Below are 15,024 nucleotides of genomic sequence, written 5' to 3'. Positions count from 1 at the left end.
AAAATAGTTTTTTTACAAGAGGTTAAATAATGAAAAAGACTAAAAAAACAGCAATAGCCGGTTTTCTGGCTTTAGTTAGTGGTTCTGCTTTCGCTTTGCCAAGCATTACTGTTTTAGCAACAGGGGGTACAATTGCCGGAGGCGGTGAATCCGCAACTCAATCTAGTTATACTGCGGGTAAAGTGGGAGTTGATTCTCTGTTAAACGCTGTGCCAGCTATCAAGAATATTGCTGATCTGAAAGGTGAACAGGTTGTCAGCATCGGTTCTCAGGACATGAACGATCAAGTTTGGCTGACTTTGGCGAAAAAAATCAATTCAGACTGTGATAAAACTGATGGCTTTGTTATCACTCACGGCACTGACACTATGGAAGAAACTGCTTACTTCCTCGATTTGACGACTCAGTGTCAGAAACCTATCGTGATGGTTGGCGCAATGCGCCCATCGACTGCTCTGGGTGCTGATGGCCCATTGAACCTGTACAATGCAGTTGTTGTTGCATCTGACAAGAACTCTGCAAACCGTGGCGTTCTGCTTGCGATGAATGATTCCGTTATTCATGGCCGTGATATCGCTAAATTGAGCACAACTGCAGTGCAGGCGTTCCAAGCTGTCAATTCAGGTGATCAGGGCTTTGTTCACAACGGTAAAGTCAACTATTACTCTGCGGCTCCTGTAAAAGCAAATAAAGCCGTGTTTGACGTTAGTCAACTGGATAAACTGCCAAAAGTTGGCATCGTTTATAACTACTCCAACGCGTCTGACCTGCCAGCAAAAGCGTTTATTGAAAACGGCTACCAAGGCGTGATCAGTGCAGGTGTAGGTAATGGCAACATCTATAAATCTATTCTTGATACTCTGACTAAGGCCGCTAAAGATGGTGTTGTTGTAGTTCGTTCCAGCCGTATTCCTTTCGGTTATACTACTCAGAATGCGGAAGTTAACGACAGCAAATACGGTTTTGTGGCTTCAGAGCGTTTGAATCCACAGAAAGCGCGTGTTCTTCTGCAATTGGCTCTGACCCAGACTAATGATGTAGAAAAAATTCAGGAAATGTTTTCTAAATATTAATTTCTGATTCAGGTATATATACAGAAAGACGTTTAAAAACGTCTTTCTGTACTAAAATATAAATATCAGTATTAGCAATTGGCTTTTCTATAGGCACACTTTCTTCTGTTAATTCATCTAATATGATTTCATGGTTCAGAGACATAATGGTACTTTCAGTGGGACCATAACAGTTTATTAAGTGTTGAGAAGGGAAAGAATGTAAAACTTAGCGTAAAAAATGTGGATTTAATACTTCACCACCTATGAGTAGATAACGTAAGTGACGAAATGCCTGAGGGCATGTATGAGCAATTAAATTAAATAGAGAGGTGGTCATAATCAGTATATTATAGAGTATATTGATTCATCATCAAAATCATTAGAAAAGGTTTTTATCATTGATGGAGTCATTATTATTGCTTTGTTAAGCTAGTTAAAATTAGCTTTATTTATATTATTAGTGACTGAGATTTTTTATTTTATTATGTTACTGGTTAATAAATAAGTAAATATAAAAGGTTTCTAAGATATTAAATATAATTTTATATTTATATTTATATTTATATTCCTAATTTAATGTGATATGTGGATTTTGTATCATGTATAATAAGTGAGGTTTTATTAATCTGAAATGGTTGTTTTTTTATTGGTTTTTCAATGTTTAACTATAAATAATGCTACCTAACAGCAAGCAAGTGATAGTTGATAACAATCTTTTAATAACCATTGCAGCGGCAGGGCGGGAGTGATAAAACCAATGTATCCGGTTTTATTGTATCCATTGATAGGGTGAAATTAATGAATCAGATATATAATTTCAGCGCTGGTCCAGCAATGTTGCCAGCAGAGGTATTACGTCGCGCAGAACAGGAGCTTTGCAATTGGCATAGTCTGGGAACATCGGTGATGGAAATCAGCCACCGCAGCAAAGAGTTTATTGCAGTGGCATCTGAAGCAGAAAAAGATCTACGCGATTTGTTAGCGATACCTGGGAATTACAAGGTGCTGTTTTGTCACGGTGGAGCTCGTGGGCAATTCTCGGCATTACCTCTGAATTTACTTGGTAACAAATCGACAGCAGATTATATCGTTAGTGGTTATTGGTCTGAATGTGCTGCGAAAGAAGCAGAAAAATATTGCACACCAAACGTTATAGATATCAGGACTGAATCGGATGGCATTAACAGTGTAAAACCGATGAGTGAATGGGTCTTGAGTAGTGATGCTGCTTATGTCCATTATTGTCCTAATGAAACCATTGAAGGTACAGCTATTTTTGAAGAACCTAATTTTGGCGATGATAAAATTGTGATTGCCGATTACTCTTCAACGATTCTTTCCTCGCCAATTGATGTGAGCCGTTACGGTGTTATTTATGCTGGAGCACAAAAAAATATTGGACCTGCGGGAATTACAGTTGTTATTATTCGCGAAGATCTGCTGGGCCAGGCTCATAAACATACGCCATCTATTCTGGATTACACTGTGCAGGCTAAAGCGGATTCTATGTATAACACGCCACCGACATTTGCATGGTATCTCTCTGGTATGGTATTTAAATGGCTGAAAGAGCAAGGCGGCTTACAAGAAATCAGCAAACGTAATCTTGCGAAAGCAGAATTTCTCTACCGTGCCATTGATAGCAGTCATTTGTATATCAACCACGTTGCTCCTCAAAATCGCTCTATCATGAATATCCCATTCCAATTATCCAATCCTGAGCTGGATAGCAAGTTTTTGGAGGAGGCCTATTCCAATGGGCTGCATGCTTTGAAAGGGCATAAAGTTGCCGGTGGTGCCCGGGCTTCCATTTATAATGCTATGCCATATGAAGGTGTAAAAGCATTGGTTGAATTTATGGCTGATTTTGAACGTCGCAACGGATAATAATGTTTTTATCATCGGGAGGATAAAACCTCCCGATATTAAAATTTTTGTTTTAATCTAAAAATTCAAATTAAAGATAATATTACCCGGTAAATTTCTGAGCCATGGCCGGAAAGATGAAGGGTAGAATGTATTAAAAACCGGAGACTCATCTCTATTATGCAATTCCTGACGTTACAACCTATTTCTCGTATTAATGGAACAATTAATTTACCCGGCTCTAAAAGTGTTTCCAATCGTGCCTTATTACTCGCTGCTTTTGCCAAAGGAACAACTCGGCTGACCAATTTATTGGACAGTGATGATATTCGTTACATGCTCAATGCCTTGACTGCATTGGATATTTCTTATCGTCTCTCTGCCGATCGTACTGTTTGTGAAATAGATGGTATGGGCGGGCATATCACAGGGAAAAGTGGTCTGGAATTGTTTCTGGGTAATGCGGGTACGGCAATGCGACCATTGGCGGCAGCGTTGTGTTTGGGAGATAACAACGTGGTTTTGACAGGGGAGCCACGGATGAAAGAGCGCCCAATTGGTCACTTAGTGGATGCATTACGCCAAGGTGGCGCGAAAATTGACTATCTCGAGCAGGAAAATTATCCGCCATTGCGTATTCAGGGCGGTTTTTCTGGAGGAAGAGTTACTGTTGATGGCAGTGTTTCCAGCCAATTTTTGACAGCTTTGCTGATGATGGCACCACTGGCAGTGAACAATACGGAAATTCATATCCAAGGTGATCTGGTTTCTAAACCATATATTGATATTACGCTGGCACTGATGAAAAGTTTCGGCGTAACGGTAGAAAATCACCAATATCAGATTTTTTACATTAAAGGACAGCAGCAATACTTATCACCTGGGCAGTATTTGGTAGAAGGCGACGCTTCATCGGCATCTTATTTTCTGGCAGCGGCAGCGATTAAAGGTGGAACAGTCCGTGTCACAGGCATTGGCAAGAATAGTCTGCAAGGGGATACTAAGTTTGCAAATGTATTGGAACAGATGGGAGCAACGATCCGCTGGGGTGACGATTTCGTCGAATGTGAACGCAGTACATTGACAGGTATAGATATGGACATGAATGCTATTCCTGATGCGGCAATGACCATTGCAACAACTGCGCTGTTTGCACAAGGTGAAACTGTTATCCGCAATATTTATAACTGGCGGGTGAAGGAAACGGATCGGCTCAATGCAATGGCAACTGAATTACGTAAAGTAGGGGCCGAAGTGGAAGAAGGCCACGATTATATTCGTGTCATACCGCCAAAAAAGCTCAACCATGCTGAAATTGAAACTTATAACGACCATCGAGTAGCGATGTGTTTCTCGTTGGTGGCGCTGTCAAATACGCCTGTCACAATTCTTGACCCGGGCTGTACAGCAAAAACATTTCCAGATTATTTCAATCAGCTTGAAAAACTCAGCCAATATACACAATAGCCAGAAATAAATAGGTTTTTACAGGGTTATTCATGCTGAAAAAATATTCCATCATGAAAATTTGGGATAATTATGTCGCGCCTGTTTCGCTCATTTGCTGAGTGCGTATAATAAGACAGATTTTCATTGCTTATTAATTAAGCAGCTACCTGCATTCGGTAGATGACCTGTTGGTTATGCGAATGTTATGCGAAAAGGAGGATAATGATGGCGGCAATAGCCCCAGTAATAACCGTTGATGGGCCAAGTGGTGCTGGCAAGGGAACACTATGTCAGGCATTGGCTGAAGCGTTAAATTGGCAATTACTTGATTCAGGTGCCATTTATCGTGTGTTGGCACTGGCTGCCATCCACCATCAGGTGGATATCCAGTCTGAAGACGCTTTGGTTCCTCTGGCTGCAAATCTGGATGTTCGTTTTGTGCCTGCAAATGGTGAACTCCGGGTGATTTTGGAAGGTGAAGACGTCAGTAATGAAATACGGACTGAAACTGTCGGAAATACGGCTTCACAGGCAGCAACATTTCCACGTGTCCGTGAAGCGCTCCTGCGCCGGCAGCGGGCTTTCCGCATTACACCAGGTCTGATTGCGGATGGTCGTGACATGGGAACCGTCGTGTTTCCTGATGCCCCAGTAAAAATTTTTCTTGATGCGAGCGCGGAAGAACGTGCCCGTAGACGCATGTTACAGTTGCAGGAGAAAGGTTTTAGTGTTAACTTTGAACGCCTTTTGTCCGAAATACAAGAACGTGACTTCCGTGACCGAAATCGGGCATCTGCGCCATTAGTGCCTGCACAAGATGCATTAATCTTAGATTCGACTAGCATGTCTATCGAAGACGTGATTGATAAAGCACTGAATCATGCGAAAAACGCGCTGGAAATACCAGCATAATTGTTAATTTTCGCAAATGCGCTATTGCTGTAGCATATCAAGAAGATGTATATAGAATTCTGGTGTGTGGGTAGTGAAATATGCTGGCACACCAAAACACCCTGTAACAGGGATAAAGTTGCGGGGTATGTAAAACAACCCCATTTGGCTGGATGCTCAATGGACGTTAATTAAAAACCTTGAAGATCATTAACATGACAGAATCTTTTGCTCAACTCTTTGAAGAATCCCTACAGGTTATCGAAACTCGTCCAGGTGCAATCGTACGTGGTGTTGTAGTTGCTATTGATAAAGACGTTGTACTGGTTGACGCAGGTCTGAAATCAGAATCTGCAATTCCTGTAGAACAATTCAAAAATGCTCAAGGCGAGCTGGAAATCCAGGTCGGTGATGAAGTTGACGTAGCCCTGGATGCGGTAGAAGATGGTTTCGGTGAAACTATCCTGTCCCGTGAGAAAGCAAAACGTCACGAAGCATGGCTGATGCTGGAAAAAGCATACGAAGAAGCTGAAACTGTCACTGGTGTTATCAATGGCAAAGTAAAAGGCGGCTTTACTGTAGAATTGAACGGTATCCGTGCGTTCCTGCCAGGTTCACTGGTTGACGTTCGTCCTGTTCGTGACACTACTCACCTTGAAGGCAAAGAGCTTGAGTTCAAAGTCATCAAGCTGGATCAGAAACGCAACAACGTAGTTGTTTCTCGTCGTGCTGTTATCGAATCTGAAAACAGTGCTGAGCGTGATCAGCTGCTGGAAAACCTGCAAGAAGGCATGGAAGTTAAAGGTATCGTTAAGAACCTGACTGACTACGGTGCATTTGTTGATCTGGGCGGCGTTGATGGCCTGCTGCACATTACTGATATGGCTTGGAAACGTGTTAAACACCCAAGCGAAATCGTCAATGTGGGCGATGAAATCACAGTTAAAGTACTGAAATTCGATCGTGAGCGTACCCGTGTATCTCTGGGTCTGAAACAACTGGGCGAAGATCCATGGGTAGCTATCGCTAAGCGTTATCCAGAAAGTACTAAACTGACTGGTCGCGTAACTAACCTGACTGACTACGGCTGCTTCGTTGAAATCGAAGAAGGCGTTGAAGGTCTGGTACACGTTTCAGAAATGGACTGGACCAACAAAAACATCCACCCATCCAAAGTTGTTAACGTTGGTGACGTTGTGGAAGTTATGGTTCTGGATATCGACGAAGAACGTCGTCGTATCTCCTTGGGTCTGAAGCAGTGTAAATCCAACCCTTGGCAGCAATTTGCTGAGACTCACAACAAAAATGACCGTGTTGAAGGTAAAATCAAGTCTATCACTGACTTCGGTATCTTCATTGGTCTGGACGGCGGCATCGATGGTCTGGTTCACCTGTCTGACATCTCCTGGAACGTTGCAGGCGAAGAAGCAGTTCGTGAATATAAGAAAGGCGACGAAATCGCTGCTGTAGTTCTGCAAGTAGATGCAGAACGTGAGCGTATCTCTCTGGGCATCAAGCAACTGGCAGAAGATCCATTCAACAATTACCTGTCTGTAAACAAAAAAGGTGCAATTGTTAATGGTAAAGTGACTGCTGTTGACACAAAAGGTGCTACAGTTGAATTAGCTGACGGCGTTGAAGGTTACCTGCGTGCATCAGAAGCTTCTCGTGACCGCATTGAAGATGCAACTCAAGTTCTGAACGTTGGCGATGAAGTTGAAGCTAAATATGTTGGCGTTGATCGCAAAAACCGCGTAATCAACCTGTCTGTTCGTGCGAAAGACGAAGCTGATGAAAAAGATGCTATCGCTTCTGTGAACAAGCAAGAAGATTCAAACTTCGCTAACAACGCAATGGCTGAAGCTTTCAAAGCAGCTAAAGGCGAATAATCTAAGTCAATAACGGCGGGTAATATTATCTGAAATGGCAATATTACCCGAATACGGTAGTTTAGGGAGGTACTATGACCAAGTCTGAATTAATTGAAAGACTTGCAGAGCAACAATCTCACATGCCAGCTAAAGCCGTTGAAGATTCAGTGAAAGAAATGCTTGATCATATGGCAGAAACATTAGCCGCAGGTGAACGTATTGAAGTTCGCGGATTCGGCAGTTTTTCTCTTCACTACCGCGCTCCGCGTGTGGGTCGTAACCCAAAAACGGGTGATAAAGTGGAATTGGACGGTAAATACGTTCCTCATTTTAAACCTGGTAAAGAGTTGCGTGACCGCGTGAATATCTATAGCGATAGCTAAGATAAGTTATTACTTAATTAAACTAACGGCACCTTAGGGTGCCGTTTTTTGTGATGATAACTGTAATTCTATGAATCGTTTCTTTTTCGTTATAGTTGATTTGCGAAGCGATTCCATAATAGCATTTATCTGACTGGCAGCTGTTCCTATTATCAAATAATCTCCTCTGCGTGAATGGGATATCAGCACAGAGGTGTGAATGGATGCAGTCTATAATCTCTTACTATTTTATTTATTTCTTCTCTATCTGGCAAAAATCACCACCTGTTATCAGTTTAAATTTGGTGGCGTTAGCCGTTGTGTCGGGAATCTTTCCTTTATTATTCCTTGTAGAGCTTCCTCAACAAAACGTTATTCAATATCTGATTTTTCTTGCATTTTTCTTATTATTTTTTCCTTATAAATTTGTCCGAATAATAGCAATAGGATTATGGGCATTTATTTTCGGAAGCTGGCATGGTAACCAGATATTGGAGCAAATAACGTATTTCAGTGAAACTTCCCGTACAGCAACCGTCATGGTTGATAATGTATCGTTAGGCACTAAAACAGAGGAGAATAGACAGAAGATATATTACCGTATTCGATTAATTGAAAGTAATGGTAGATATATTTTCCCCGCTTTATATGCGTCGGTGTCATGGAATTCCCAAAAAGAACTGTGTGCAGGTCAGAAATGGCAAGTGACAATGAAACTGAGGTCTGTGCATGCTCAATTAAATCATGGTAGCTATGATAGCCAGCGATATGCGTTATCCATACGTCAGCCGTTGAATGGCAAAATTATTAAGGCAAAATTACTCGATGGGAGTTGTAGTCTCCGGCAAGATTTCATTGATAAATTGGCTCCTGAGATTCAGTCGATAAAACATGCGGGCATTGCATTAGCACTCTCTTTCGGTGAAAGGGCGTGGTTGGATAAATCAACTCGCTTACTGTTACAGCAGACTGGTATCGCACATTTGATGGCAATTTCAGGGCTGCATATTGCAATGGCGAGCTTATTTGGCTGGATTCTTGCGAGAGCGGCACAATTTTTCTTTCCAGCAAGATGGGTTGGGTTTCGTTTTCCAATAATAACGGGATGGTTGACTGCAATATTATATGGATGGTTATCTGGTTGGGGGATTCCCTCGGTTCGGGCAATATTGGGTTTAACATTATGGATTTATCTGCGGTGTAAAAGTAGGTTTTGTTTTTCATGGCAATGGGCTTTATGGAGTGCTGCCCTCATTTTACTTTTCGACCCCTTAGCAATACTTTCTGACAGTTTTTGGCTTTCATTTACTGCGGTTATGGCGTTGTTATTTTGGTTTCATTGGATGCCCTTGCCAGAGAAAATCCGTCATGGATGGAAATGGGTCTTATTGCGTGGATTGCACATGCAACTAGGAATGATGTTAATGTTGTTGCCGTTGCAGCTTTTGTTATTTCAGGGAATTAATATTGCATCATTAGTCGCGAATCTATGGGCTGTTCCGATAATTTCTTTTTTATCGGTACCATTAGTTATGTTAGGTTTGTCTTGTATTTTAATTCCGATTATCCAGCCAGTTTTATGGCTACTTGTTGATTACAGTATTTCGCTTGCTTTGGTTCCTTTACCTATTTTAGCGCGCCCATGGTTTGAAACTGGTCATTATCCTGTGGTTATGACGCTTGCAGGGTGGAGTTTTGTCGTGATTTGGCGTTTGGGTTGGTGGAAGTCTTATAGGTGGCTACTGGGTGCCTCAATCGGCATTATTGCCTGTTACTCGAAACCTACCCATGAATATCAATGGCGTTTTTCAATGCTGGATGTTGGACATGGGTTGGCTATAGTGATTGACAAAGGAGGGAAAGCGATCATTTTCGATACAGGAAATCGTTGGGAAACGGGTAGTATGGCTGAAAAAGTCATTGTGCCTTATTTACAATGGCATAGGTTAATACCAGAACAGATAATTCTGAGTCATGATCATTTGGATCATACGGGAGGTCTGGAGTATCTGAATGGAAGATATGCTGATATCCAAATTCGAAGCCCTTTTATGAATCAAAACCATTTACCTTGTGTTCGTGGTGAACAATGGACATGGCAGGGATTAAATTTCAAAGTCCTCTGGCCGCCACAAAAGGCAGCCACTGTCGGTAATAACCAATCTTGCGTGCTTCGCATTGATGATGGTAAACAGAGTCTATTACTGACGGGAGATTTGGAGAGACAGGGGGAATATCGCTTGTTGGAACTTGAAAATGACTCACTGAGGACAACTGTATTACAAGTTCCTCACCATGGGAGTAATACCTCTTCTACAGCCGTGTTTATACGTAATGCTATGCCTCAATATGCTTTGACTTCTGTTGCTCGCTATAGCCCATGGAAATTACCTTCAATAAAAGTGAAACAACGTTATAAAAATTCCGGAGTTCAATGGAGTAGCACCGCAGTTTCCGGTCAGATAACGGGATATTTTTATCGGGATCAGATTAAATTGGAAGGTTATCGACAACAAATAGTGTCACGGTGGTATCATCAGTGGTTTGGTATTCGCGGTGATCATGAGTAAAATGAGCCGCTATTTCTTTTGGTTTGGTAATTCAATAATGAATGATAAAGATCTTTCTACCTGGCAGACTTTTCGCCGATTGTGGCCGAACATCAAACCCTTTAAGGTCGGTCTGTTAGTCGCGGCGGTTGCGTTAATTATCAATGCTGCCGGTGATACATTAATGCTTTCCTTGTTGAAACCTTTGCTGGATGAGGGTTTTGGCAAGGCAGACATTAGTGTATTAAAGTGGATGCCACTGGTTGTGATCGGATTGATGTTTTTACGTGGCATATCTGGTTTTGTATCAAGTTATTGTATCTCTTGGGTATCAGGCAAAGTAGTCATGCAGATGCGCCGTCGTCTGTTCAACCATATGATGGGGATGCCAGTATCCTTTTTTGACCAGCAATCCACCGGAACTTTACTTTCTCGCATTACATATGATTCTGAACAGGTTGCTTCTTCTTCTTCTGGCGCATTAGTGACAGTTGTTAGGGAAGGGGCATCAATTATTGGCCTGTTTATACTGATGTTCTATTACAGCTGGGAGCTTTCCCTTATTTTGATTGTCATTGCGCCGCTCGTTGCAGGGGTTATTCGCCTTGTTTCCGTGCGCTTTCGCAACATCAGTAAAAATATGCAAAACAGCATGGGACTAGTGACTACCAGTGCAGAACAGATGCTGAAAGGGCATAAAGAAGTTTTAATTTTTGGTGGTCAGAAAGTTGAAACTGAACGCTTTAATAAAGTCAGTAACCACATGCGTCAACAAGGCATGAAAATGGTTTCTGCTGATTCTATTTCAGATCCGATTATTCAGATTATTGCCTCCTTTGCTCTGGCATTTATTCTATATGCAGCCAGTTTCCCTGAAATTATGGGCGCTTTGACCGCAGGGAAAATCACCGTTGTATTTTCATCCATGATTGCTCTGATGCGTCCATTGAAATCATTGACTAACGTTAATGCACAATTCCAGCGTGGTATGGCTGCTTGTCAGACTTTGTTTGCCATTTTGGATATGGAACAAGAGAAAGATGACGGGAAATTAGAAATCAAAAAGGCAAAAGGCAATATTGAATTCCGTGACACCACTTTCTGCTATCCGACTAAAGACCATCCTGCACTGAAAAAGGTTTCGATGACAATTTCGGCAGGAAAAACTGTTGCCTTGGTTGGGCGCTCTGGTTCAGGCAAATCGACTATTGCAAACCTTCTTACCCGTTTTTATGACGTGAATGAAGGCGGAATTATACTGGATGGCCATGATTTACGAGAATATACGTTGGCTTCACTACGTAATCAAATAGCCTTGGTATCGCAGAATGTGCATTTGTTCAATGATACGGTTGCCAACAATATTGCCTATGCCAGCGAAGGGCAGTTCAGTCGTGAAGAAATTGAACGCGCAGCGGAGATGGCTTATGCAATGGACTTTATCAAAAAACTTGATAATGGTCTCGATACAATGATTGGTGAAAATGGTGTCTTGCTTTCCGGCGGACAACGTCAGCGTATCGCCATTGCCCGTGCTTTATTACGTGATTCGCCAATTTTGATCTTGGATGAAGCAACTTCGGCATTGGATACAGAATCTGAGCGTGCTATCCAAGCAGCATTGGATGAATTGCAGAAAAACAGAACATCATTGGTTATTGCTCATCGCCTTTCTACCATCGAAAATGCTGATGAAATTATTGTCATTGAAGATGGCAATATTATCGAAAGAGGTAACCATGCTGTTTTGTTGGAAAATGAAGGTGCATATGCACAATTATATCGGATGCAGTTTGGCCAATGATTGAACGCATATGGTCAGGCCGCTCATGGCTTTACATTGCACTCTTGCCATTATCAGCCTTTTATGGGCTGATAAGCGGTTTGCTTCGTTTAAGTTATAAATTGGGGTTGAGCCGCTCTTGGAAAGCCCCAGTACCGGTTGTTGTGGTCGGTAATTTGACGGCAGGGGGAAATGGCAAAACACCTGTTGTTATCTGGTTGGTTGAACAATTGCAGATTAAAGGTTATCGAGTAGGCGTTGTTTCGCGTGGTTATGGTGGGAAATCTGAACACCACCCATTATTAGTTACAGACGAAGTAACAACAATACAAGCGGGAGATGAGCCGGTCTTAATTCACCGGCGCACCGGGGTTCCTGTTGCAGTTGCACCGAAACGAACGGATGCGGTTAAAGCATTGCTGGCACATGCCCCGGTTGATATCGTGATTACGGATGATGGCCTTCAACATTATGCCTTACAGCGTGATTATGAAATTGTAGTGATTGATGGGATCCGTCGTTTTGGCAATGGTTGTTGGTTACCCGCAGGCCCAATGCGTGAACTGGCGGGGCGCTTAAATACAGTCAATGCCATTATTGTCAATGGCGGGATACCGCAAACAGGCGAATTACCCATGGCTCTGAAAGGAGAATTAGCGGTTAATTTACTGACAGGTGAAACGCGAAAAGTCAGCGATATTCCAAATGGTATTGCAATGGCGGGGATTGGTCATCCGCCGCGTTTTTTTGCGACATTACAGCAATTGGGAGCCGACTTACAGAAAACTCATGCTTTTGCTGATCACCAATCTTATGAAAAATCACAATTATTGGCTTTGGCAGGGAATAATCAGAACTTGCTGATGACAGAAAAAGATGCAGTTAAATGTTTCCAGTTTGCCCAGCCCAATTGGTGGTATTTACCTGTATATGCTCATTTGCCGGAGAAAGAAGGGCAAAAAATATTGAATGAAATTTGCTCTTTGCTTCCTAGCTGAACATATGTACTTCCTGTAAATTTCAAGTTGTGTCTTTATTGACTGAATATCTGGAAGTTCAGGGATATAAATAATACTGAAATATTGTCGTAACACGGCAACCAGTATAAACAAAACAACAAGAGTTAACGGTGAGACATTGCTTGTGGTATTCTGAGCCGCATTGAATTTGAAGCCCGTCTTTTGGGGGATATATGGATCACCGTTTACTCGAAATTATCGCTTGTCCGGTATGTCATGGCAAGCTTAGTTACGATAAAGAAAACTTTGAACTGATTTGCAAACTTGACCGTCTCGCTTTTCCTGTCCGCGATGGTATTCCTGTACTGCTGGAAAATGAAGCACGTACTTTGCCTACAGAGGAAAACCAATAATCCATGTTTACCGTTATCATTCCAGCACGTTTTGCTTCAACACGTCTGCCAGGGAAACCACTGGCTGATATTCACGGCAAGCCAATGATTGTACGTGTAATGGAACGGACTGTTCGCTCCGGAGCTGAACGAGTGATTGTGGCGACAGATAACCAAGACGTTTTTGATGCAGTAATTGCCGCAGGTGGCGAAGCTTGCATGACAAATGAAAATCACCATTCAGGTACAGAACGTTTGGCTGAGGTTATTGATAAATACCAATTTGCTGATGATGAAATCATCGTAAATGTTCAGGGGGATGAGCCTCTTATTCCAGAACAGATCATCAAACAGGTGGCTGATAATCTGGCTGGCTGTGATGCTGGAATGGCAACACTTGCCGTACAGATCAAAGAGGTGGAAGAAGCGTTCAATCCTAATGCTGTTAAAGTTGTCATGGATGCGCAAGGTTATGCACTCTATTTTTCTCGCGCTACCATTCCATGGGAACGAGAGCGCTTTATGCAATCAAAAGAGTCGATTGGAAATGACTTCCTGCGTCATATTGGGATTTATGCGTATCGTGTCAGTTTTATCCGCCGTTATGTACAGTGGGCACCAAGCCCATTGGAAAATATAGAGATGCTTGAGCAATTACGTGTGCTTTGGTACGGTGAAAAAATTCATGTGGCAAAAGCATTGCAAGCACCTGGCGCAGGTGTTGATACACCGGAAGATCTGGATGCTGTAAGAAAAGTTTTTGCAGGGCTTTGATCTCTCTATCAGAGAAAGTATCAATTAAATCTGAGCTAAAAGAGAATGCGTTATTACGGCATTCTCTTTTTTTCAACAGTGTTCTTTCTCAATGTTATTTCTAATCTGATGATATTTTAACGATTTTTACTGAGAATCTTCTGATTTTTCAGTATCAATATCAACACCTTTTGGTTTAATTGTTTGCCAGATCCGACCTAATGTTTCATACCAAGCACGTTCTGTATGTGAAAAATAATAGGCTGAGGGGATATATTTCTCCCACGGATACAAAGGAGTTGTGACAGCCAATTGATTAGCAGGGGCTGCGATTGGGTGTAAACCACGTTGCTCAAAAAAACGCAGTGATCTTTTCATGTGATTAGCCGACGTAACAAGAATAAAAGATTGTTGCCCAACCACTTTTTCAACCTCAGCTGCTTCTTCTTCGGTATCCAAAGGTTTTTTTAATGCTATCGTGTCCTCTACAGGAATTCCTACAGATTGTGCTACCATAGCAGCAACTTCGGCACTGCTAATTGAATTAACGCCTTTACCGCCCGTGAAAATCATTTTAACGCCAGGATTAAGACGATATAACCGAATGCCTTCAGTCACCCTAGGCAAGCTATTACTAATAAGGTTAGCACTAGGTGCCCAATGGGAATTATAAGTGAAGCCACCACCAAGAACTACAATATACTTTATAGGTGTGGCCTGTGGTATGTCGGGTTCATAGCGCTGAACGTATTTCCCTTCAATAGGTAGTAAGAGTTTGTCCGCAACAGGCTGTAAACTCAATAAAAGTAATGCGAGCCAGCTCAGTGATAAAATGGTTTTGCCTGTTTTTTGCCAACGGGTGAACCACAGTAATATCAGGGCGGTGAAAGAGATAATAATAATCAACGGCAAAGGCATTAATAACGAGCCGATATACTTTTTTAACAGGAATAGCATTGACTGACCTTGATTTGGTTGAATTATAGTCGCGCAGGGTCGAATTTAAGACTAAAAGTAGTTAATTAAATGATTACTGTGCCAAAATAACAGTAGCAAAAATAGCAGTAGATAGCATAACTACTCAATAGATAAAT

Annotated in this window: 12 protein-coding genes; 11 read left to right on the top strand and 1 reads right to left on the bottom strand. The window is 41.9% G+C overall.

Annotated elements, in window-relative coordinates; translation table 11 throughout:
* The first annotated feature begins 29 nt into the window (after positions 1–29).
* The 11 genes from ansB to kdsB all read left to right on the top strand — a co-directional run bounded on the left by ansB (position 30) and on the right by kdsB (position 13,951).
* Positions 30–1,073 carry an L-asparaginase 2 gene (ansB, locus tag AACQ81_RS08455; RefSeq protein WP_237385264.1) on the top strand — a complete coding sequence of 348 codons (1,044 nt, stop codon included), beginning with the start codon at positions 30–32 and terminating at the stop codon, positions 1,071–1,073.
* Positions 1,074–1,853: 780 nt separating this feature from the next.
* A complete protein-coding gene (gene serC, locus AACQ81_RS08450; RefSeq protein WP_237385263.1) occupies positions 1,854–2,942 on the top strand; it encodes a 3-phosphoserine/phosphohydroxythreonine transaminase in 1,089 nt (362 codons plus the stop codon).
* A 159-nt stretch (positions 2,943–3,101) separates the two neighbouring features.
* On the top strand, positions 3,102–4,388 hold the full coding sequence (gene aroA / locus AACQ81_RS08445; RefSeq protein WP_237385262.1) for a 3-phosphoshikimate 1-carboxyvinyltransferase: 1,287 nt from the start codon (positions 3,102–3,104) through the stop codon (positions 4,386–4,388).
* Between the two features lie 207 nt (positions 4,389–4,595).
* The gene (gene cmk / locus AACQ81_RS08440) at positions 4,596–5,282 is read left to right on the top strand and encodes a (d)CMP kinase (protein ID WP_237385261.1); all 687 of its coding nucleotides are present in this window, start codon (positions 4,596–4,598) and stop codon (positions 5,280–5,282) included.
* Positions 5,283–5,476: 194 nt separating this feature from the next.
* Positions 5,477–7,150, top strand: coding sequence for a 30S ribosomal protein S1 (rpsA, locus tag AACQ81_RS08435; RefSeq protein ID WP_237385260.1), 1,674 nt, complete (start codon positions 5,477–5,479; stop codon positions 7,148–7,150).
* A gap of 74 nt (positions 7,151–7,224) precedes the next feature.
* Positions 7,225–7,515, top strand: a complete 291-nt coding sequence (ihfB, locus tag AACQ81_RS08430) for an integration host factor subunit beta (protein WP_092552144.1) — start codon at positions 7,225–7,227, stop codon at positions 7,513–7,515.
* 203 nt (positions 7,516–7,718) lie between these two features.
* The gene (locus AACQ81_RS08425; protein WP_237385259.1) at positions 7,719–10,064 is read left to right on the top strand and encodes a ComEC family protein; all 2,346 of its coding nucleotides are present in this window, start codon (positions 7,719–7,721) and stop codon (positions 10,062–10,064) included.
* A gap of 34 nt (positions 10,065–10,098) precedes the next feature.
* The gene (msbA, locus tag AACQ81_RS08420; RefSeq protein WP_237385339.1) at positions 10,099–11,847 is read left to right on the top strand and encodes a lipid A ABC transporter ATP-binding protein/permease MsbA; all 1,749 of its coding nucleotides are present in this window, start codon (positions 10,099–10,101) and stop codon (positions 11,845–11,847) included.
* Entirely contained in the window at positions 11,844–12,824 is a 981-nt protein-coding gene (gene lpxK / locus AACQ81_RS08415) for a tetraacyldisaccharide 4'-kinase (protein ID WP_237385258.1), read from the top strand. Before msbA ends, lpxK begins: the two co-directional genes overlap by 4 nt.
* 194 nt (positions 12,825–13,018) lie before the next feature.
* Positions 13,019–13,198, top strand: coding sequence for a Trm112 family protein (locus AACQ81_RS08410; protein WP_237385257.1), 180 nt, complete (start codon positions 13,019–13,021; stop codon positions 13,196–13,198).
* Between the two features lie 3 nt (positions 13,199–13,201).
* Positions 13,202–13,951: a 3-deoxy-manno-octulosonate cytidylyltransferase gene (gene kdsB / locus AACQ81_RS08405; RefSeq protein WP_237385256.1), complete on the top strand. Its 750-nt coding sequence runs from the start codon at positions 13,202–13,204 to the stop codon at positions 13,949–13,951.
* Positions 13,952–14,077: 126 nt separating this feature from the next.
* Here kdsB and elyC read toward each other — a convergent pair whose 3' ends face one another.
* Positions 14,078–14,887 carry an envelope biogenesis factor ElyC gene (elyC, locus tag AACQ81_RS08400; protein WP_237385255.1) on the bottom strand — a complete coding sequence of 270 codons (810 nt, stop codon included), beginning with the start codon at positions 14,885–14,887 and terminating at the stop codon, positions 14,078–14,080.
* Positions 14,888–15,024 lie beyond the last annotated feature (137 nt).

Origin of the sequence: Xenorhabdus sp. Sc-CR9, from assembly GCF_963897815.1 — a bacterium.
In the GTDB taxonomy this organism is placed as follows: Bacteria; Pseudomonadota; Gammaproteobacteria; order Enterobacterales; family Enterobacteriaceae; genus Xenorhabdus.
This window is presented reverse-complemented; position numbering and strand designations above follow the sequence as displayed.